The organism is Paenibacillus vandeheii (assembly GCF_030433635.1).
Lineage (GTDB): Bacteria > Bacillota > Bacilli > Paenibacillales > Paenibacillaceae > Paenibacillus > Paenibacillus vandeheii.
In genome coordinates this window covers 367,791-390,374 of sequence record NZ_JAROCD010000002.1, presented here as the reverse complement: position 1 = coordinate 390,374, position 22,584 = coordinate 367,791, and the positions used below count along the sequence as shown (strand labels likewise).

General features: G+C 46.8%; 12 protein-coding genes. 7 read left to right on the top strand and 5 right to left on the bottom strand.

Annotation, left to right across the window (positions count from 1 at the left end):
• Nucleotides 1–232: 232 nt before the first annotated feature.
• Nucleotides 233–2,407, top strand: coding sequence for a serine hydrolase domain-containing protein (locus P5G61_RS04500; protein WP_301244896.1), 2,175 nt, complete (start codon nt 233–235; stop codon nt 2,405–2,407).
• A 167-nt stretch (nt 2,408–2,574) separates the two neighbouring features.
• Here P5G61_RS04500 and P5G61_RS04495 read toward each other — a convergent pair whose 3' ends face one another.
• Both P5G61_RS04495 and P5G61_RS04490 read right to left on the bottom strand, forming a co-directional pair.
• Complete coding sequence (locus tag P5G61_RS04495) at nt 2,575–3,630, bottom strand: hypothetical protein (RefSeq protein ID WP_301244894.1); 1,056 nt, start codon at nt 3,628–3,630, stop codon at nt 2,575–2,577.
• Complete coding sequence (locus P5G61_RS04490) at nt 3,630–5,465, bottom strand: HSP90 family protein (RefSeq protein ID WP_301244892.1); 1,836 nt, start codon at nt 5,463–5,465, stop codon at nt 3,630–3,632. Before P5G61_RS04490 ends, P5G61_RS04495 begins: the two co-directional genes overlap by 1 nt.
• A gap of 466 nt (nt 5,466–5,931) precedes the next feature.
• On the opposite strand from P5G61_RS04490, the gene P5G61_RS04485 reads away from it, so the two are divergent.
• From P5G61_RS04485 to P5G61_RS04470, 4 genes are all read left to right on the top strand, one after another.
• Nucleotides 5,932–6,837 carry an ABC transporter ATP-binding protein gene (locus tag P5G61_RS04485; RefSeq protein ID WP_301244890.1) on the top strand — a complete coding sequence of 302 codons (906 nt, stop codon included), beginning with the start codon at nt 5,932–5,934 and terminating at the stop codon, nt 6,835–6,837.
• Complete coding sequence (locus tag P5G61_RS04480) at nt 6,830–7,663, top strand: ABC transporter permease subunit (RefSeq protein ID WP_301244888.1); 834 nt, start codon at nt 6,830–6,832, stop codon at nt 7,661–7,663. The genes P5G61_RS04485 and P5G61_RS04480 overlap by 8 nt, the downstream gene beginning before the upstream one ends.
• 191 nt (nt 7,664–7,854) lie before the next feature.
• Nucleotides 7,855–9,120: a DUF5050 domain-containing protein gene (locus P5G61_RS04475; RefSeq protein ID WP_301244886.1), complete on the top strand. Its 1,266-nt coding sequence runs from the start codon at nt 7,855–7,857 to the stop codon at nt 9,118–9,120.
• A gap of 191 nt (nt 9,121–9,311) precedes the next feature.
• Complete coding sequence (locus tag P5G61_RS04470) at nt 9,312–10,940, top strand: helix-turn-helix domain-containing protein (protein ID WP_301244884.1); 1,629 nt, start codon at nt 9,312–9,314, stop codon at nt 10,938–10,940.
• A gap of 112 nt (nt 10,941–11,052) precedes the next feature.
• On the opposite strand, the gene P5G61_RS04465 is transcribed toward P5G61_RS04470, so the two are convergent.
• Nucleotides 11,053–11,628, bottom strand: coding sequence for a GbsR/MarR family transcriptional regulator (locus P5G61_RS04465; RefSeq protein ID WP_301244882.1), 576 nt, complete (start codon nt 11,626–11,628; stop codon nt 11,053–11,055).
• A gap of 497 nt (nt 11,629–12,125) precedes the next feature.
• Between P5G61_RS04465 and P5G61_RS04460 the strand changes: the two genes are divergently transcribed.
• Both P5G61_RS04460 and P5G61_RS04455 read left to right on the top strand, forming a co-directional pair.
• On the top strand, nt 12,126–13,355 hold the full coding sequence (locus P5G61_RS04460) for a quaternary amine ABC transporter ATP-binding protein (protein WP_024630729.1): 1,230 nt from the start codon (nt 12,126–12,128) through the stop codon (nt 13,353–13,355).
• Entirely contained in the window at nt 13,321–15,912 is a 2,592-nt protein-coding gene (locus P5G61_RS04455) for a glycine betaine ABC transporter substrate-binding protein (protein WP_301244880.1), read from the top strand. The genes P5G61_RS04460 and P5G61_RS04455 overlap by 35 nt, the downstream gene beginning before the upstream one ends.
• A 573-nt stretch (nt 15,913–16,485) precedes the next feature.
• Here the strand turns inward: P5G61_RS04455 and P5G61_RS04450 are convergent.
• Both P5G61_RS04450 and P5G61_RS04445 read right to left on the bottom strand, forming a co-directional pair.
• Nucleotides 16,486–16,698, bottom strand: coding sequence for an immunity 17 family protein (locus P5G61_RS04450; protein ID WP_079350846.1), 213 nt, complete (start codon nt 16,696–16,698; stop codon nt 16,486–16,488).
• A 185-nt stretch (nt 16,699–16,883) separates the two neighbouring features.
• Nucleotides 16,884–22,472, bottom strand: coding sequence for an S-layer homology domain-containing protein (locus P5G61_RS04445; protein WP_301244877.1), 5,589 nt, complete (start codon nt 22,470–22,472; stop codon nt 16,884–16,886).
• Nucleotides 22,473–22,584 lie beyond the last annotated feature (112 nt).

Sequence of the window (22,584 nt, the reverse complement as noted above, 5' to 3'; positions counted from 1 at the left end):
TTATGTCCGCTGTACTCCTCCATCAGCGGGTCAAGGTGAACCACGACTATGTGCAGATGCATCCTGAAATCCTGAATACCCGCCTCTTCAGACTGTATTTGGCTCAATGTTGTTCTGAATTTTATTGAAAATGTACACATCTTAATCTACGATCTTGAAACCGATCGTGTCCGTAATCAGTAATAAACAGGAGAGTTCTCTTTACAAAATTTTCTTTAGAAGGAGTGTTTGCATGCATTTATCCAATCGAAGCACACGCTTCAGGCTCACCTCCATAACCGGGGCGTTCATGGCGTTGGTCCTGTCCCTCAGTCTATGGGCACCCGCCGTACAGGCGGAGACGGCACCCACTGCGGTCCATGAAACAGGGAAAGTGACAGCGCTGACAAGTGAATCGGCAACAGCCTTTCTCGATGGATTTTTCGATTCTCCTGAAGCGAAGGCCCAATATGTTGGTGCTTCCGTAGTCGTTGTCAAAGATGGAAAAGTCGTAGCAGAGAAAGGCTATGGATATTCCGATTTGGAGAGCAAAACACCGGTTGATCCAAAAAGCACCACCTTTCGTATCGCCTCGGTCTCCAAAACATTTACATCAGCCGCTGTCATGCAGCTCGTAGAGCAAGGCAAAGTCGATTTAAAAGCTGACTTTCAGACCTATGTGAAAGGACTGGAATTCGATAACCCTTTTGACAAACCTGTAACAGTGGAGAATCTGCTAACACACACCACCGGATTCGAGATTCGCGACCCACAGCAGGAAGACATCCATAATGACTTCGACAAAATTGTATCGATGGAGGATTATGCCAAGTTACATATGCCACCTGTCGTTCGAGAACCTGGTAGCGCCTACATGTACGACAACTTCTCCTTCCTGCTGCTAGGCATGATTGTGGAAAATGTTAGCGGAGAGCCGTTCGAAACGTATATGCAGCAGCATATCTTTAAACCTCTGGGTATGGATAACAGTAGTTTTATGCTGAATGGCAAGTTCAAAAATCAACTTGCAACAGCCTATGATGCGGCTCATAATCCACTTGGCCTGTATACCCTTTCCCCATCACCTATGCCTCAAGGCGGCATGCTCTCAACGTCAGAGGATATCGGGAATTTCATGATTGCTTTCCTGAATGATGGTGTGAAGGATAACGAACGTATTTGGAAAGAATCTACGGTAAAAAGCATGGAACAATACCGCTCGTCCATTCATCCGCTGTTACCGGACACCACTTATGGGTTCGAAGCTGCTTTTCAGCTTCCGGGTACAGGCAGCAGTTCCAAAATTATTACCAAAGCAGGCGACATCGTTGGATTCAGCTCTTATCTCTTCCTAATTCCTGAGCAAAACACCGGTGTCTTCCTTACCTACAACCAGACAGGAGCACTTCGTAACTTCTTCTACCCGGCCTTTATCCAGACGTTCTTCCCGCAATATGCGGAGCCGGTCAAGTTCAAGGAATATACACCTCAATCCACGGCAGAACTGCAACGCTTCGCTGGACTTTATGCAGATCTGCGGCTTAGCACGATTGTCAGCTCCCTGAAAGAGGGCGGGAAGGAACCCGGACAATTAAGCATTTCCGACGTCTTCCTTGGCCCACGTACCCTGATTCAGGTTGAAGATAATCTCTTCAAGGATGAGTTAACAGGTCAGTTCACGGCGTTCAAGGAAAATGCTGATGGAACCATCTATATGAAAGAACCTTATCTCAACCCGTTCGGATATGAGAAAAAAGGGCAAAAGCCTCAAGGCTTCCGGGATGTTCGTGAGAACAGCACTTATGCTGAAGCCATCTATGGATTACAATCGCTTGGATACTATACCAATGATGCAAGTGAAGCTTTTCAACCCAAAAATGCCGTTACACGGGCTGAATTCATTGAGGACGTCCTTAAAATGAGCGGACTGAAAGCCAGCAAAACGACACCACCTGCGGATACCGACTGGGCTACCCATCCTGCTGCAGGTTACATCCAGCTTGGTTATGAATCTGGCATGATCACGGGTGCGGATGAGAAACAGTTCAAGCCGGATCAGGTCATTACCCGTCAGGAAGCCATGGTGATGATCTGGAGAACTCTCCAGCTTCAATATCCGAACGAACTGTTCGAGGATGTGAAGCTGGCCGGGCAAACAGATGCCTGGGCTGTGCCTGCGATTCAAATGATGGTTAAGCTTGGTATCCACGGTCCTGAAGTGAAGGTGCTGGAGGATGGATCGGTTGACTTCCTCTCTCGCAAACCACTGATCCGTCAGGAAGAAGCCTCGATTATGTACCAATTGTTTACACAGCCAACTGACAAGATTGTAGCTGACCTGTTGGCAAAGCAGCCGAAGCCCGAAACTTCCGTAGATGAGGATCCGGCCGAAGATACACCCGCGCCTGCAACCGTGACTTCTGAATAACCTGAATAGCCACCTCATATTCACGCTATAAAAAAAGATAAACAGGCTTGTTCGAAGGAGGAAACCCTCCTTCTGAACAAGCCTGTTTGGGTTTGGGGCGGTGGCCATCGCATAATACTGCCTAATAAGGTGGATGGGTTCGTTACTGCTTTAGTGAAATATTCTAACTATACCTCGCTCAACATCGACGAAACATGTTGATTGCCATTCCGCTGGTCATATTTGTCTGCGGTTGCTTTGGCATACACCGCGAAGTAATCGGCCAGTTTATGCAAATCTGCCGGATCTCCTTCATAGGGGAATGAAGCCGGAAGCCGCAATCGGTATTGCGGAGATTCATCAGCCCAGCGGCGCAGCAGCTGTGCAGCTCTGGCATAGAACATCATTTTGGCAAACGGATCCTCATGATCCATTGCGAGCACAAGACTTTCTTCCAGCACATCAATACCCTTGGCCGGGTTGGTGTGTGCAAGGTAATCCATCTGCTCGGCAAAGCTTTGCACAAAATCATTATGTCCTTTGATCATGCGATAACCTTTGGCCTGATGTTTGTTAGCTTCATCCACCTTCCCCAGTCGGTATAGTGGCATCAAAATCTCCGATAAGGTCAGGTGCGGAATTTCGGCACAGCTCATCCGCCCTTTCAAGATGGGCTTCGCCGCTTCCATCACCTTCTCATCATCTCCAACAAGTATCCAGTAACGCATAATCTCGTCCTGCTCACAGGCCTCGCAGTCACTCATAAAATCACGATCCATACTTCTGAACTTCGTATAGCTGTTTCCAGCCTCCTCCAGCTCCCCCAGATCCATGGAAATGCGGAACCGATAATACCAGTACGAACGCTCGCTGTATCCAAACGATTTAAAGCGACGTCCGAAGTCCTCCAACAGCTCCATCATTTTATCGCGAGACACTTCCGGGAAGCTGGATAACTCGCCCAAAATCCATTTGTACGACCACATTAACGTTTCTTCGTCATATTGTTCAGGCTGTTGATCAAACTTGCCCAGCTGCCAGGAAAAAGCAATCAGTGCCTTCATCGGATAACCGCAAAATGTCGCTGTCTCCACGATCTCTGAACGTGCTTCGTACGCCTCTTCCTCCATGCCATTCACATCGGCGACTCTTGCCGCTTCCTCCAGAATGCCCAGCTTTGCTGTTCCATTAGGCAGGCCATAGGCCTCATCCATCAAATCCTCAAAATCCATTTCGGTCTGCATCAGACATCCCCCTTACGATCTGTATTCGCACGCAAACCCCAATCAATAAAACGAACGATGCCCTGATTGAGCACCTCAAGCTCCTGCCGATTCATGGCATAATGCCCCATCATCAACGCGTTGACATACAACATTTCAATGGCAATCGGGGTCATTTGGGCATCCGGTGAAGTCAGCACCCGCTGAATAATTGGATTGTTAATGTTCAGGTACAGGGTCGAATAACCTGCGGAACTAATGCCAGATGACAATGAACCAAGGACTGAAGAGAACAATTCTGTACTCTCCTCACTAGCTTTTTCCAATGCACGCAGCGTAGAAGATTCCTGCGAGAGCGTGAACAGCACCGGCAAATCGGCTGGCTTGAAACCTTTGACCTCTGCACGGCAGCGGAAACGTTGCAAAGCAGAATCAGCGAGGCGCAAGGCATCATAATACTGATTCCGTTCAGCCGGCGGCACGTCGGTGAAACTCATGGATACTTCATCCGGCTGTAATTGTTCGGTCTGTGCATCCTGCACCGCCAATGGCAGCATGGCCATCAAATCGCTATCGTAGATGTATCCTCCATTAATGACCAGCATCGATTGGGCTGAGGCGACATGATGAATCTGACGATACTCATCCACCGTGGTAGTGAAGTACAACGTCTCTCCCTCACTCATCAGCTCGCCCAGTTCCCGATGACCACGGGTGCTCTCAAACGGCAGCCAGCGGTGAATCATGGCATAGAACTCTTGATCCTGCACAGCCAGTGCCTTCATCGACAGTGCATGCAGGCGAATCAGCTTCTGCAGCCGTTCCGTCTGGCTCTCAGCCATGTCGGTCAATCCCTTACGAAGGGCATCACCGAGTTCAAAGCGTACGTCTTCCAGCTTTTCATTTTCATAAAAGTGTTCCCGCGAAGCCGTTGGTTGAAGCTCGTCTGTCCAGATCAGGCATTTCACGAAAAACGCCCAGTCCGGCAAAATATTTTCCGCCTTCTCCGATATCAGCATTCTCTTCAGATACACCCGATGGGAACGCTTGGCATTCAGATTGACAGCATGCGGCAGCACAAAAGCAATGCCCCCTGTACGCCCTGAAACCGTCGTCAGTGGAATGAAATCCTGAAACTTCTCTCCAAGTAATCGTTCACCAAATGCCAACACTTCCGCTCTGCGTCCACGTGCAAGCTCAGGCTCCATCAACCAGATCGGTGACTCGCTATTTACAATATGTTGAACACCGTCACTATGCAGGATGACTGGATAAGGCAGCAGCGCTCCATAATAGAACAAGGCTTCCTGCACATATTCCGTTTCGAAATAATGGGCTGCATCCGGCGTACAGCGAAGATACACTTTCGTTCCCGGAGACAGCTGTGTCTCCAATTGCCGAATCGTATAGGTACCATCCGGCTTACCCCGCCACTCCATCGAAGGTCCACCCTTCGCGGATTGGGTCAGCATGACGATTTCATGGCTTACCATGAAACAAGACAATAATCCGATCCCGAATCGCCCGATAAACGAAGTCTCTCCATCTAGCAACGCCTGCTGACCACGCTTTGAAGATTGACCAATCATCGCCAGAAACTCATGGATATCCGCTTCCGTCAAACCAATACCGTTGTCCTCCACCATCATCGTACGTTGATCACCTGTTCCGGTCAGTTCCACACGTACTTCACCCCGATATCCCGGTTCTGCCTCTGTTCGAGCTGTAATGGCATCAGTTGCGTTCTGCATTAGTTCACGCAAAAAAACTTTGGGGCTGCTGTATAGATGGTTTGATAAAATCTGAATCATGCCGCTCAGGTTCACCTGAAAGCGATACTCATTGGATGCTGTCATTTTGCTCACCTTCCTTTGGGTCCAAACACATCACATGCCCAAAAGATATGTGTGCATATGATGTGTTAAACGAAATCAATTATGTAATCGCAATAAATGGGGCGATCCATCAATGGAATCACCAAGTGACGACGGAATCACCAAGTGACGACGTCAAACCGGCCTTGGCTAACCAAGACCGGCGTTAGATGAATAATAGGCGTTCATAATATGTAAGAGGCCTTAAATCTAATTACCACGTTATGGATGGCAATGAAACGGGATAGTGCATCCCTTTTTATCAGAATACATGGTAAAGACCAGGGTGAAAACAAACCTGAGACCCGATTTCGCCGGACTTTAGGGTGAAGTTGCTGCCTGGGTTTGGGACTAAAGACGGAGAAATTTTATTTTTCGGCCCATCATTTGAACGATATGACTCATCTGAACGTATAATCTCCAAACTCAGATCGGACGGTGAAGGAACATGATTGAAGTTCGTAACATTTCCAAGCAATTTAAAGTACATCAGGCACTGAACGATGTCAGCTTCACGGTTGAACAAGGCAGCGTTACCGGGTTAATTGGACCCAACGGTTCAGGCAAAACCACCCTGATTCGAATTATGAATGGCGTTCTCGGCGCTTCGGGTGGGCAAGTAAGCATTAACGGCCTGGACCCCTTTCGTGAGACGGAGAACGTACTGGCTATATGCGGAACACTAACCGAGCAGAGCGGATTGTATGAAAATATGAGCGGACGGGACAACCTGATCTTTTTCGCTGAAGCTTTCGGTGTACAACATGCCAAAGCCCGGATAGACGAGCTCGTGGATCTGTTCGAAATGCAGGATTATCAGTATCGAAAAGTGGGCACCTACAGCACAGGTATGAAGAAACGCGTAGGTCTGGCGCGAGTGCTGCTGCATCGCCCTTCCATTCTCTTTCTGGATGAGCCGACCAATGGGCTTGATCCGGACGGGATTCAGATGGTACTTCGTATCATTCGCCGGTTAAATCAAGAGGAACAAATGACGATTCTCGTTTCGTCTCATGTCCTATCCCAGCTATCTGCCGTGTGCGATCGGTATATTTTTATGGAAAAGGGGCGCAAGGTTGAGGAAGGTACGGAGCAGGAGATCATCAACCGTTACCTAACCTCACCCCGGCTTGAAGTTGAAGCGATCATGCTGAATGGCTGGCAAACGGCAACTGAATATACACCGGAGATGATCTCCGCAAACAAGGCAGTATTTCAGCTTCAAGCCCGTGAGGATATTCCATTGCTACTTCGACAACTGACCGAGCATGGACAAGTCTATCAGGCCCGAATTATGGGCAATGATCTGGAGAGCATTTATTTTGCCATTAGGGAGGCACACCAATATGAATAACCGAAAAGCCATACGTGCACTTGTTCGCAAAGACATTCGAGCCATTACAGCCAGCGTACAGCTCTGGCTGCCCATGTTGATCGTTCCGCTGGTTATCGGGATCATCATGCCTGGGATACTCATTTGGGCAGCCTCAAGAATGGAGCTTGCTTCCCTCGGCAATATGAGCTTCCTGCTTGATACGCTGGATAGCCTAACCGATGCCGGGCGGATTCCACAGCTCGCTTCGATGCCTACCGATAACCATCGCATTGTCTATTACCTGGCGTTGTACATGTTCGCACCGCTGTTTCTCATCATTCCGGTGATGGCATCCAGCATTCTCACGGCTAACAGCTTTGCAGGCGAGAAGGAACGCAAGACACTGGAAGGCCTTCTCTTCACTCCGATGAGTATGGATACTTTGTTTAAAGGCAAGGTGTTAGCAGCTCTTATTCCTTCTCTGATATTATCCTGGGCTACATTCATCATCTACGGAATCATTGCCAATATCCTGATGTACCCGATGTTCGGAGCGTTGATGTTCCCCAATCTGAACTGGATCATTCTGGTCCTATGGGTTGTTCCAGCGTGCAGTCTCGTGGTCATTCTGTTGAATGTCCTAATCTCGGCGAAGGTGCGTGGATTTCAGGAGGCCTATCAACTAGGAGGATTGGTGGTAATTCCATTGCTCGCCCTGATTGCTGGACAGGCGAGCGGCATGCTTCTTATCAGTCCACTCATGTTGATTTTAGTTGGAGCCGTGCTTCTACTCATCAGTTTCGCTCTGCTTCGTCTGGTCACCTTGTGGAACAGCCGTCAGCAGCTCGCTGAAAGTCAGATTTAAGTTTGCACCGCGTGCATCTTCTTGCGCGCGGTGTTTTAATTTTTTGCCCGCATCTTAAACGTTAATTATGAAGGCTAAGATGTATAACATATTTTCCATAGTTTACCGATATAACTTAAGGTGTTAAGGTATTTATTACATACATAATGAAGAAGGGTGACGATTGATTTATGAACAATTGGTTTACACGCATGCAACGCACGGTTTGCACCCTGCTGCTGTTTACACTGGTCGCTGCGGCAATGCTTGGAGGCGGAGCCGGTGCTCATGCAGCTTCCCTCAGCCAAACTACGGTATATTATGATTCCGACGGTGTATTGTACAAAGTATCTGGTGACGGTAGTGGAACCACGGAAGTATTGCTTGATTTCGAAGGAGATGGCCTTGCTGCGGCGGGATCTTATCTCTATTACACCCGTTCCGATTCCTCCACAACGCTGCTTCGTGTTCCCAATGACGGTTCCAGCGATTCGGCTGAAACGTATGCGACAGATGTGTTGAGCTACTATACGGATAGTGGGTTCATTTATTATATGGATTCCAAAGGCTCAATCTATCGTGGGAATGGCAATAGCGAAGCTTCGGCTACCGCCAAAATTGCGGACAAAGCGAATACTGATTTCCCCCTGCTCGCCGTAACGAAAGGCCGTGTATATTATAACGGGCTTGTTAATGGAAAACCCTGGATTGTATCCAAAGCTTCCAACGGCAGCGGTGCCGTAGAGCGGATTGCTGCTGGTGCAGTAGAAAGTCGTTATTTTATGAATATTGCCAAAAACGAACTGCAACTGATGGTGAACACTGACCCGTACGAGCAGTTTTACTCTACCAACGCCATTCTCATGTACAAGGTAAACTACAATACAGGCAAGGGAACACCCGTTAATCCAAAAGCAAAGCTGGATGTGAACGCTGTTTATGCCGGCGGCTGGGGTAACAATCTTTATGTGTATAACAAAGGCATCAAGCTGGACAGCAGCAAGGATTATGATTATTCAACAGGTAAAGCCTTTGCATTAACTACTTCCGGCAAAACACTTCAGATTCATAGCAAGAGCATCCGGGAAGTTGGTTCACTGGGTACGGATAAGGTTGTCATTGTGGATGCAGACAAAAAGGCGTATGCCAAAACCATCGCCGGAAACAAGGTATCCAAATCTGCCTATCTGAATTTGAACAACGTCACTTTCGTAACAACACAGTTGACCAACGGAACATCAACGCTTGCATATCTATCCGGTACCAACGGTCTTTATTCCGTGAGCACAGCTCTCAAAGTAACCAAGCTTGCCGGAGAGGAATGGGCAACGTTCCAGCTTCATGACGATGTTCCGGGCATGTTCTATATCAACGCAAATGATCTCTACCGTCTATATCATGTTCAAGCCAATGGCACAGGCAAAAAGGTGCTAAGCGACGTTTTCCTGGATGATATCCTATTGGTCGTGCCAAACTAACCCACGCATGTTAATGATGGCTCATAGCCATCTCAATATTCTTGTCCAAAACAAAGAAAGAGGGTAACCCTAAGCCATCACGGCTCTGGTTATCCTCTTTTTGTCATGTGCAAAACTATTTTTCAAAAACATCTTCCATATGAGAATGATAATTGTTATCATTAAGAAAATAAGACAAAAGGATGGTCCGTATGACTGAACAGCTTCCCTTCATTTCTGAAACCTCATCTCTACCGCTCCTCTCTTCCATGTGCCGTGTACGGCGCGGGGAGCATTTCCGTGTGCAAGGCAAGACGGTGTCCCGGCCCATGCTCTGTCTTATTTTACAAGGAGACGGTGTCCTGGTCCTGAACGATACGGTCTATACCGCCGAAGCCAATCAACTGTACGTTCTGAAGCCAGGAACAACGATTGAGGCAGCTGCACGCTCGGCTGTTACGGAGTTCATACTCCTTAGTATGGATACGGTCTGTTTGCAGCAAGTGCACGGCCAATGGAAAATGACCTCCTCCTCTGGTTTCCCGCTGGATTGGGAGACAGGCAGACTGAGGGTTCGCCATGCCCAACAAGCCAGAGCACGATTTGAACAATTGGTTGAAGCCTATCGCGGCATTCAGCCCGATCACTTTATCAGTATACATAGCCAGCTCCACGAGCTTTTGCAGTATCTCTCGGAGAATCGGCTTGAGGAAAATGATGAGAAGGTCGACCCAGCACTTGAACGCAGCATTATGTATATGCGACGGTGCATGAGTGAAGGCATCAGCATGGATCAACTAGCCAAAATTGCCGGATTGACGCCAAGCTCATATTCTCGCAGTTTCAAAAAAGCCAAAGGCATGTCTCCTACCGATTATCTAAATCGCTTACGGATTGACGAAGCCAAAAAACAGCTCAAACAGGAATCGTGCGTACTTAAAGACGTCGCCGTATCTGTTGGCTATGGCAATGAATATTATTTTAGCCGCAAATTCAAACAAAGCTTGGGGATCGCACCCAGCCTATATATGAAAAAAGACCAAATTCGCGTCGCTACGGCGTCCTTGATGGGACTTCATGAGAACCTTTCTTCACTCGGATTGCATCCCGTAGCAATAATGGATGGATTCCCTGATCGGGAGCTTGATGAAATCGAGCAGAAGCAGCGGCTAGTCGCACCATTGGAGAAATTACGTCAGGCCAAGCCGGACCTGATTATCGGTGACTTCTATCATAAACCCTTTTACGATAAGCTCAAAAGTATTGCACCTACGGTCATCCTGGATCAGGCCCATGACTGGAAAGAAAATCACTTACGCTTGGCTGAATTGGTCGGACGGGAGCAGCAGGCCTTGCAGAATTTCAAGCAGCTGGAGCTTCGCAGCCTGGACATCGGACTTCGTTTGAAGCACCACTTCGGGCAAGAACGTATTATGCTTATGCAGGTTACGAATCAGTCTATTCGGCTCCAGGAAAATGCCGAGCATCCATTACATCACCTTATTTACGGTAAACTGGGGCTAAAGCCTGCACAGATCATATCAACAGATTTAATGTCAGACGAGTATGCGGCTGAGAGCATCCCCATGCTGGACACGGATCATCTGTTCATACATCGCGTCTCCAATTCTCCTGTGAGTGAGAAACTGCTTCGGCGCATGAAACAAACTACCGCCTGGAATCGCTCTCCGGCCGTGTTGAGAGGCTGCGTGCACGATATATCCGATTGGTCCGCACGATCCTGGACTCCAATCGGACGTCATCAGATCATGGACGAACTGGAACAGATCGTTCAGCAACTTGTTACCCTTTCACGTGTGGGATTAATTGGACAATTGTAACGCATAAACTAAGATCAATGCGTGCGTATTTCTTCATTAGAAATGTACAAGTGCATAACTAACCAAGACAAAAGAGCCCTCTCCGATTTGGAAAGGGCCCTTTGCTTTGCTGTTATTCATGTTCCTTGATTTCTTCTTTTGGAACCAATTTGTATATTTCCTCATCTTCCATAGTATCAATCAAGCGGTCCAGCCATTTGTAGTAGGCCTCTGCTTGAAGCACCTTATGCTTGTCTTCCTTAAGAATATGAAGAAGTTCAGCATCTGCTTGTTCATCCAGATCAGAAATCAAACGATTCATTTCTTCAATGGATTTGCGCAGTACCTGAAGGTTACTCTCCACGGCTTTTCTCCATTTAATCACAAAATAATCCGTAAACGTCTGATGCCAGTCATACTCCACTTCATATAGGTCTTTCCGGGAGCCTTTGCTCCATACTTTATTTACCATTTTTAGATCCAGCAGTGTACGTACGCCGGTACTCATGCTCGTTTTGCTCATTTCCATTTCCCGGCCCATATCGTCAAGGGTCATAGGTTTATCTGCAAAAAAAAGCAATCCATATAAGTGTCCCGTGGACAGCGTAACGCCGTAGAGATCCATATTACGCCCAATGGCTTCAATGACGCGTTTACGGATTCTAAGAACGGTGGCCTGCTGTTCCTCTTGTAAATGGTCCAAGCTCATGCTTGCAACCTCCATTCTGAACATTCCCAGTCTCGGCAAAATAATTGCAACTGTTTAAGATCCTGCTTACATGGGAACGTATCCGGCAGGACATCCTATATGCCAACAGGCTTTAGGTTACCCAATGTATATCATGGGAGCTTTACCAAGTTGCAAACGCCTACGACTATCTTTTAACCAAAAAAAACTGCTTAGATTCAGCACATTTTCTATTGTAGAAAAAGCGATATCAAAAGTAAAGGTGTCTTATTAGCCAGAATAAGGAGAATGACAGAGCATATGGACGGAAAACTTTGTACAGTTTTTACTGTACGAACATTATGTACTGTTTATTCGGTTGCTATACAGGTTAAGTATTGTTAGAATACAAAACGTTACCCAGAAAGACGGGAAGCGAAGCAACAATTACCGGATTTCGTGGCTGGGCGCACAAGTGTATGGGCTTGTGGATGCTGAAAGCCGTTCGAAGTGCACAACACATCAGAAGGGGTGAAAACATGACCATACTTGAAGTAAAGAATGTAAGTAAACTGTTTGGCCCCCAAACCGAGCAAGGTCTGCAATTACTGGAGCAAGGTTGGGGCAAAGAAAAGTTGGCCAAAGAAAAACAGATAACGGTTGGTGTCAACCGGGTCAACATGGAGATTCAGGAAGGTGAAATTTTCGTCATCATGGGGCTGTCCGGGAGTGGTAAGTCAACGCTTGTTCGGATGTTTAATCGTCTGATTGAACCGACATCCGGAGAGATTCTTGTCCATGGTAAAGATTTACGCAAAATGAACAAAGAACAATTGCGCGAAGTGCGTCGGAAAACGATCAGCATGGTATTCCAGAAGTTTGCGTTATTCCCGCACCGTACCGTTCTTGATAATGTGGAGTATGGACTCGAAGTTCAAAAGGTAGATAAAAATGAACGTCGGGAAAAAGCAAAAACGTCGCTTGAACTGGTTGGCCTCAAGGGCTGGGAAGATAAAATGCCGGATGAGTTAAGTGGCGGTATGCAGCAGCGTGTAGGTTTGGCCCGTGCGCTGGCTAATGACCCGGAAGTCCTGTTAATGGACGAAGCATTCAGTGCACTAGATCCACTGATTCGCCGTGATATGCAGGATGAACTGATTGAGCTTCAGGATAAAATGAAAAAGACCATCATTTTCATTACCCATGACTTGGACGAAGCGCTGCGCATCGGCGATCGTATTGCCCTCATGAAGGACGGCGCAGTCGTGCAAATCGGTACTCCGGAAGAAATCATGATTCAACCGGCCAACTCATATGTGGCCCGCTTCGTCGAAGACGTGGACTTGTCCAAGGTCCTTACCGCAGCTCATGTTATGAGACGTCCTGAAACGATTACGCTAGACCGTGGTCCTCGTGTTGCCCTCGAATTAATGCGCGAACGTGGTATTTCCAACCTGTTTGTCATTGACCGTTCGATCAAACTGCTTGGTGTCATTACAGCTGAAGATGCAACCCGTGCGATGCGCGAAAACAAAGTGTTGAACGACATTCTGATCACGGATGGACCAACTGTGTCGCCGGATACCCTGATTCATGAATTGTTCGAAATTGTAAGTTCAGCCCATGTGCCGCTCGCTGTTGTTGGCGAAACTGGCCGTCTGCAAGGTGTTATCGTCCGCGGTGCCCTGCTTGGCGCACTAAGCGGTGAAGTTGCAGTAAAGGAGGAACTTGCGAATGATTCCCAAAATACCACTAGCATCGTGGATTGAATCGATTGTTGACTGGATGAGCTCCTCGCTCTCCGGATTATTTAAAGTCATTTCCGTTGTCATTCAGGAGGTTGTCGGATTTTTCTCCGGGCTGTTCATGCTCCCCCATCCGCTCCTGTTTATCGTAATACTCGGTGTACTCGCATATCTTGTTGGCCGATTACCACTGACCCTTTTTACGGTTATCGGTTTCTTGCTCGTAGATAACCTCGGATACTGGTCCCAATCAATGGACACACTTGGCCTCGTTATTACATCAGGATTGATATCCATCCTGCTCGGTGTGCCTGTTGGTATCTGGCTCGCATACAGCAAAACTGCAGCCCGCATTATCACTCCATTGCTTGACTTTATGCAGACCATGCCTGCATTTGTCTACTTGCTGCCAGCGGTAACCTTCTTCAGTCTTGGTGTGGTTCCAGGTGTTATCGCGTCCGTTATATTCGCGATTCCACCTACAATTCGCCTGACTCACCTCGGAATTAAGCAGGTATCTGGCGAACTGGTTGAAGCAGCGGATGCTTTTGGTTCCACGTCTATGCAAAAGTTGTTTAAAGTACAGCTTCCACTTGCATTGCCTACCGTAATGTCAGGGATTAACCAAACCATCATGCTGTCGCTGTCCATGGTTGTTATAGCTTCCATGATCGGTGCACAGGGTATTGGTGCGGAAGTCTATCGTGCTGTAACACAGCTGCAGATTGGTAAAGGTTTTGAAGCAGGTTTGGCTGTCGTGGTACTGGCAATCGTGCTTGACCGCTTCACTCAAAATCTGTTTATGCCAGGCCGCAAAAAGAGCTCCCGTTTCTCAACGAAACAAACAGCCTGGATTACTGCCGCAGCAGTACTAGTTGTTCTCGTAGCAGGGTTCTCCCAATACTTCATTGGTGGAAATAGTTCTTCGGCCGGAGGTAACAACACACCAGCTAGTGCTGTAGGTGAAGAAGTCAATTATCAGATCATTGGTATTGACCCGGGTGCAGGAATTATGAAGTCCACTGCCAAAGCCATCGAAGATTATCATCTGACAGACTGGACCCTGATTGAAGGATCTGGTGCAGCGATGACTGCCACACTGGACAAAGCGATTAAAGCAGAACAACCGATCATTATTACAGGCTGGACTCCACACTGGATGTTCAACAAATATGATCTGAAATATCTGGAAGATCCGCAAAAATCTTTTGGTGATGCAGAAGAAATTCACACCATTGCCCGTAAAGACTTGAAAGAGGATCACCCCGTTGCTTATGAATTCCTGTCCCGATTCCAATGGACATCAGATCAAATGGGCGAAATGATGAGTGCCATCCAAAATGGTACATCACCCGAAGAAGCCGCTAAAGACTACGCTGAGAAACATGCAGACCAGATTGATGAATGGACCAAAGGTCTGACACCAGTTAGCGGTGATGCATTTAAACTTGGCTATGTAGCCTGGGATTCCGAGATCGCAAGTACCAACCTGTTGAAATATGTCATGGAAAGCAAACTTGGCTATAAAGTTAACGCCCTGCAAGTTGAAGCTGGACCAATGTGGACGGGTGTCGCCACAGGCGACGTAGATGCCTCACCAGCAGCCTGGCTGCCATTGACTCACGCTGACTACTGGGAACGTTACAAAGACCAGGTGGATGACCTGGGGGCCAACATGACCGGTGTACGCACAGGGCTCGTTGTTCCTGCGTACATGACAGATGTTAATTCGATTGCAGACTTGGAAACAGGAGCTGCTTCCTCTACTCCATCGGCGAATGCCAATGTGGGTAATGAAGTGGATCACCAAATTATCGGCATCGATCCAGGTGCCGGAATTATGAAGTCCACTGCAAGTGCTATTGAGAAATACGGTTTGTCTGACTGGAAGCTGGTTGAAGGTTCAGGAGCGGCAATGACAGCTACGCTGGATAAAGCCGTTAAAAATAAAGAACCGATTATTGTTACCGGTTGGACACCGCATTGGATGTTCAACGCATATGATCTCAAATACCTGGACGATCCGGAAGGTGTCTACGGTGAAGCTGAACAAATTCATACCATTGCCCGCAAAGGGTTAAAGGAAGACAAACCTGTCGCATATGAATTCCTGGATCGCTTCTCTTGGACACCTGAGGACATGGGTGAAATCATGGTTGCCATTCAGGACGGCGATGACCCCCAAAAAGCTGCAGCAGCTTTTGCCGAGAAGCATAGCGACAAAGTGGCTGAATGGACCAAAGGGCTGACCCCGGTGAATGGAGATTCCATTAAACTGAGTTACGTAGCCTGGGACTCCGAGATTGCAAGTACCAACTTGCTGGAGTACATTCTGAAAGAAAAACTGGGTTACAAAGTAACCTCACTACAGGTAGAGATTGGTCCAATGTGGACCGGCATTGCCAACGGTGATGTGGATGCAACTCCAGCCGCATGGTTGCCACTCACCTCTGCCGATTATTTCAACAAGTATAAGGATCAGATCGATGATCTCGGTCCAAATATGGACGGTGCCAAAACAGGTCTAGTTGTCCCAACCTATATGGACATCAACTCCATTGAAGATTTAAAAGATAATTAAACCAGATTGAGATGGATAAACCTGAATTTGGTAAAAACCCACCGAAATTTTTTCGGTGGGCTTTTTTAGTGTAACTTTTTCTAGGGCTTTTCTTCAATCCTACTGAAAAGTGAAGTGTACCTGAACGTGTTCAGAGCAGACGAGCGCTAACGAATCGGAGACGTCTTATTAAAGAATTTTGAAGTGATATCAGAAATCTAACGAACCTGAGACACGCTATGTCAGAATAAAACAGTCGTTTGCAGAGTTTTTGTCAAAAATTCCAGGAAATAACGTGTCTGATGTTCCTTACTTTGTAAAAAGAGGAGCTAAAGGCGAAATAAGACGTTCTGAGTTCCTTAGAAAATCGTCTACCCATCCCTCAGCATAAGCCGACTTGGGCTTCAAAACTTTTTATGCTCACCTAGATCATCATATAGCTTACCTAAATGAATTTGAGGACAGATCCTAACTAACTTCGAAAATCTCAAGGATAGGCTGAACATACTTTTCGTTTCCTTTTACCTTGCATCTTAAATTGTGTGAAACTGAATTATGTACTCAGGCTTTGCAAATTCTTTTCTTTTTCTACGCTTACCCAATCAGCAACAATAATACGCCAATGGTTATCAGCACAATTCCCAGAATACCGTACACCACTCTTGCACCCTGACGTCCAATCGTTTTTACAAAGAGACCTGCTCGAAAACTCCTCATAAACCAATCCCAATTGTTGATCCCACCCAACAAACTGAAAATCCCTGCGGCGATAGCCAGTAGTGCGATTAAAACCGGTTGATCTTGCATGTCAACACTCCTTCATCATAATCCTGTCTACTATACCTTCCTCTAGTGAAAATGAACAGTCATTAATTAGTAAAAAAAACGACTTGCAGATGAGAGTCTGCAAGCCGTTTTCGTTTAAATATCGGAGTTAGCCGTTCAGTATAAAACTGAGTTTTTACTCTGCTCCGGTGGCACATGATTCGATCTTATTGCTTGGACTGTAGCTCACTTGCTGACATCAGCAATGTCACAACTTCAGCACGAGTTGCTTCAGCGAGCGGATTAAACAAGTTCTTGCCTGTGCCCTTCACCAGTCCTGCATCATATGCAGCCGCGATGTAAGGTACGGCCCATGCAGGTACTTTATTCGCATCTGCAAAGGTTAATGTGGATTTCGAATCAACGGGAAGACTCAATGCTCTTACAAGCATAACGGTCATTTCCACACGCGATACTTTGCCGGATGCACGGAACGTCTCATCCGTATATCCACTGATGATTCCTTGGTCCACAGCCTGAGCGATAAAGGATTGCGCCCATGCCGGAATTTTGGAAGCATCCTTGAACGTCAACGCCTTAGTGCTGGCTGGAAGTTCAAATGCTCTTGCCAGCATCACAATGAACTCGGCGCGTGTTGCCGGAGCATTCGGACGGAAGCTACCGTCCTGATACCCATTCACAATTCCCCGGGAAATGGCCTGCTCAATGGCAGCTGCCGCCCAGTGATTGCCGATATCTTTCAAAATCACACCCGGATTGGTTGGTGTAGTACCGCCACCGTTCCCATTACCTGGAACGGATGGTGTTGTAGGTGTGGTCGGAGTTGTAGGATCCGTTGGTGTTACAGGTGTAGTCGGTGTCGTTGTACCTCCACCACTATTACCACTGCCTGGATTACTTCCATTATTTCCACCACCGTTACCAGGGGTACTTCCATTTCCATCACCCGGAAGAGGGGAACCCTTCAGATCCGTAATGCGTCCTTCCGTTGTCTGATTTACTGTACCTACACGGTCCAGATGTTCATGGAAGACTTCATAGTCGACCAGATTCAGCTCATAGTAACGGTTGTCATTCTTCGCCGCTCTCATAACACGGTAGAAGTCTCCGCCATTCGCCATAAACGAGTTCGTCGCTACGATGTAGTATCCGTTTGGATCAATATCCGTGTACGTCCCATCGGCATTCTTGATTTGTACTTTGACCATACGTTGACCGACTTGAGTCACCGTATTGGTCAGGGAATCAACTTTTTCGGCCTGCTTCGTGGAATCATAGTAGTACCGCATGCCTGACACTTGCGGAAAGCGTCCTTCACCTGTTTCTACACCGCTCACGCCATTTTCCAACGCAGCCGTAATTTCCTTGCCTGTCATTTTTAATGCAGAGAGGTTATTTCCATTTGGCATTGCATTCAGCAAATCTGACAGGGGGATGTCTCCCTGCTTGAACGAACCGCGAATTCCACCGCCATTTTGGATAGCCACGTATCCTTTAACGTCGTTCTCCTTCACTATGGATATCACTTTCTCCAGCATGCCGTCTGTTACCAGATTACCGAGGTTGGTTTCCTGTTTACGGACAGTACCCCGTTCTCCATCAAGAAATACATTCGTTTTACCGATGATTGTTTTCTTGAACTCGGCCAGCTTTGGTGCATATTCAGCCAGTCTCGCTTTCGCAGCCGGATCATCTGCGTATACATATTGACCAGAGGCATCCTTCGCATCCAGGTTCAGCAACTTGCCGTTCCATGTTTTCAATACGCCTGCTTCATCAAATGTTACATCCAGTTGACCCAATGAAACATCATATTCACCTGTCTGTACCACAAGCGTCGGATCCGTGTGCGAACCCACAACCACCGGTGCGCTCAGAATGGTGTGTGAATGACCACCAACTACGATGTCGATGCCTTCCACTGCTTCTGCCAGCTTCAGGTCTTCCGAGTAACCCAGATGCGTCAGAGCGATGATTTTGTTGATACCTTCATCTTGCAGCATCTTCACTGTCGCTTGAGCACTTGTCTTGTAATCCTTAAACGTCAGATCATCCCCCGGCGAGGACAGGGATACGGTATCCGGTGTCGTCAAACCAAAGATTCCGACCTTCTCGCCGTTTACTTCTGTAATAATAGCCGGATAGATTTGGGAATTCTCGCCTGGATTTCCGATGTTACTGTTGTACAGGCCACCCAAATTCGCATCCTTCGTATAGTCAATATTGGCACTCACAAACGGGAAGTTCGCTTGTTCAACGAAATCCTTGAGCACACGAGGACCTTTATCAAACTCATGGTTTCCGAAGGTCATGGCATCGTATCCGATCATGTTCATAAACTCCAGATCCGCCAGACCGTTAAAGAGATTAAAATACAATGTACCCGAGAAGACGTCGCCTGCATCCAGCACCAGAGTGCTATCATTGCGTGTTTCCTTAATCGCTGTTACACGGCGTGGAATGTTATCCAAATGCGCATGCGTATCATTGGTGTGCAATACTCGCAGGTTAAAGTCGCCCTCTTCTGCGGTGCTTCCAATGCTTAGCTGTGCAAGCAGCGGATCATGGTCACTGACGCGTCCATGCGAGTCTTCAAAATCAGCATTCACATGAACAGCTTCGATAGCAGCAGTTTGGGACAAATTTTTACTCACTAGAATGTGATCCAGTGTCTGAGAGTTTCCGTCATAGATGTAAGAATAACGTTTGTTCTCTGGCAGTTTGTTTACCAGATTGTCCAGCTCATTGCCTTCAACAATGTTCAATGTTCTGGAGAACTGGAAGTCATTGAAGTCTCCAAGAACAGCGACATTTACCTCAGAATCTTTTTCGATTAATTCAGTTACAAATTCATTGACGATTGTCGCTTGCTGCGCACGTTGCACTTCACTTTTGCGGGTTGCAGGCTGGACATTCCCAACTGGGGCTAAATCCCCACCTTTGGAGTTGAAATGGTTAGCGATAACAACTACACGTTTACCATTAAATTCAAACTCTGCCGCGAGCGGTTTTCTTGAAGTTTTGAAAGCGACATTATCTGGTTGAATGCGTCCTGGATTCAGAGACAGATCTCCACTTGCATCAAGGGCCAATGCTGTTGTTGCATCGCCTTTGGTACCTGCTTTTAAAGATACCCGCTCCGGATTGTACAGGAAACCTACACGAATATTGCCTCCGGTTGCTCCACCATCCATATTATTTAGCGGCGCAATATCGGTATACTGATAGCTTGGTCCATTATTACTTTTAATTGCATCCAGAAGCGTTTTGAAGCTTTCACTCGCATCTGTGTTTCCGCTATTTGTATCGCCATCGTTATCCTGAACTTCCATGATCCCTATAATATCAGGGCTTTTTAGATTGTTAACGATAATCTTGCCGATTTTATTTCCACGTGTTGCATCCTTTTTACTGAAGTTCTCTACATTGAACGTCGCAATGGTCAGCTTGTCTTGTTGCGGTTCAATTGAGGTTGTTGCCTGTTGTAAACCACTGGACGTAATCGGAGGCAAGTCGCCTTCCAACGTGACCTTATAATTACTACTCGAATAAGAAAGCACACCATTAATCGGACCTGTAAATTTATCACCCGTAGTCACAGCTTGAGAAGGTTTTTTATTAATGAACAAGCGTTGAGGATTAAGTGAACTTTCAAACTCTCCTGCTCCGTCTCCACGTAAGATTAACCCTCCTGCCGGAGTCTTCAATGGATTATTAGGTTCGTTGTCTACCGTCACTGCTAATCCAGGATTGTAGGAATAAGGTCCAAGAATCGTAGCATTATCTAACTGAATACGCATGCCTTCCAGACTTTCATAGAAATCAATGGCATCCACGTCCGGGTTGAATTCGCTCAATCCATCCGAATCAATGACATTCGGAATTACGCGACCACCTGTTCCAATGATTACGGGTTGTGGCAATTCAACATTAGGTTGTTCCAAAGTAATCTCAGAAGCAACAATTTCAGTGGTTGGCAGGTCTGTTGCACTTGCTGCATACTCTTTGACTTGACCCGAAACCTTTACTTGATGCTGAACTTTCATTCCATGATCTTTCTTATAGATTAAAATCCCCTCAGAAGTTGCCGGATCTCCATCTTCCTGACCAGGAATGGATTGCATATAGAATGAATCTGCGCTAACTAGAGATGTAACAATCCCTTCTACATTCTGTACTCTCAGTCCGTCATAAATGGAATAATGGCCTGCCCCCTGAATTTCGTGAATACGTACACCATCCACTCGATCCACCGCAGTATACTCAAAAGAAAAAATGGCGCTTACTCTGCTATCAGCTGTGGCAACAGCTTTAATGATTTGATCCTCATTGATCGTAATAGGCTGTGTGTATTCCGTCGAATTCACGGTTGGTTCAGAACCATCCAGTGTATAAAAAATTTGGGCACCCTCATACGGAGAAGACAACGTAACTTCCGTACCTTTTACAATGCCACCCGAAGGTGTGCTCGCTGTCACGGAGAGCAGATCCTCCAGAATATCCGATGCCGTTCGAGGAATCAATTCCAGACCGTAAGTGGAATGGTAAGTCAAGACCCCTGTCACTTTATGATATGATTTGCCAACGGAGAGAGCAGACGGGCTGTTCTTGGCATAAATCAGCATTTCCCCGCCTTGTTCATCTGTCGCAGTGTAAGTGGGCGTGTTGCTTTTTGTCACTTGAATATTGTTTACTTCGACAAGCATCCCTTCATACTGCCCTCCAGTCCCCTTGTTTCCTCCCGTACCTGGAGCAAAATGGGATGAATTAAGCGGTACAGGTGAAGGTATGTCCTGTGACTTTTCGACAGTCCGAATATAGCCACCCTGAAATCCAGATTTGCTTGTTTCAACCTGGACGAGGCCGTTGTAGATCGTAATTGGGCCGTAGGCTTCAATCTTGTCTCCTGCTTCCACACCAGAAGCATTGCCGCGCACAACGATCCCGGCATCGTTATCCTGAATATATAGATTCCATACACTTCCGGATAACTCACTGTAGGTTACAATACCTTGAACGGTAACGGTGCTGTTTTCAGTTGCTTTTCTTGCCTCAGAGATTGGAATAGGAGTTGTGTCGACGAGGGTGTAATCGAAACTTGTAACATCACTATTGTCGATCCCCTCTTTAGCCGCGTAGGTTTCAATATGCGTTGCCTCATTTACCGTGATGGGCACGGTGTAGGGAAGATAATCAGCGTCCGTATTCTGCTTGTAGTATACAGTTGCACCGACAGTAGTTGTTTCCAAGGCCACCTTGGTCCCTGTTGGAACTGCGCCTGAAGTAGGATTGGCTGTTACATTTTCCACTTTGGTTACAGGAGTCTCATCGATTAGTTGGAAGGTTGTTGAAGTGGAGTCATATTTGAGACCGGGAAGAGCGAGATAGGAAGCTAGTGTTCCATTCGTTACCCTAACTTTCTTGCCAAGAAGATCGGGGTTACTATCCAATCCATACGTATTTCGTATTGAAGTAGCACTAGGGATTTGAACAGACATGATCTTATTTAAGTCTGTTTCACCTGGATTGTCCGCCAATCCAAAGTTACTTCCTCCACTGAAAGGGGGTGAGGATTGAAGTTGGTTTTTGGAATTATTGTTAAAATATCCGATCACGTACCCTTCTACCATCGCCGGTAATCCATCATTGCTGCGAGCAATTGCCTGAGCAACCGTTAACGGCTCATCCGCGGCGGCTGCCTTACTGCTGAACAATCCAGCCGGAATAGCACCTGTGATGAGCAGGACCATAGCCAGGAACAACCTGAGCCACCTCTTCATTTGCAGAACATGCATCTTTTACCTACCTCCATGTTTTAAATTCGTAATCATTTGTTCATGAAGCTTGGACATTAGTTCAAATATAAGATAACTGAACTGTAATCAGATGTAAACAATATTCTTGTTA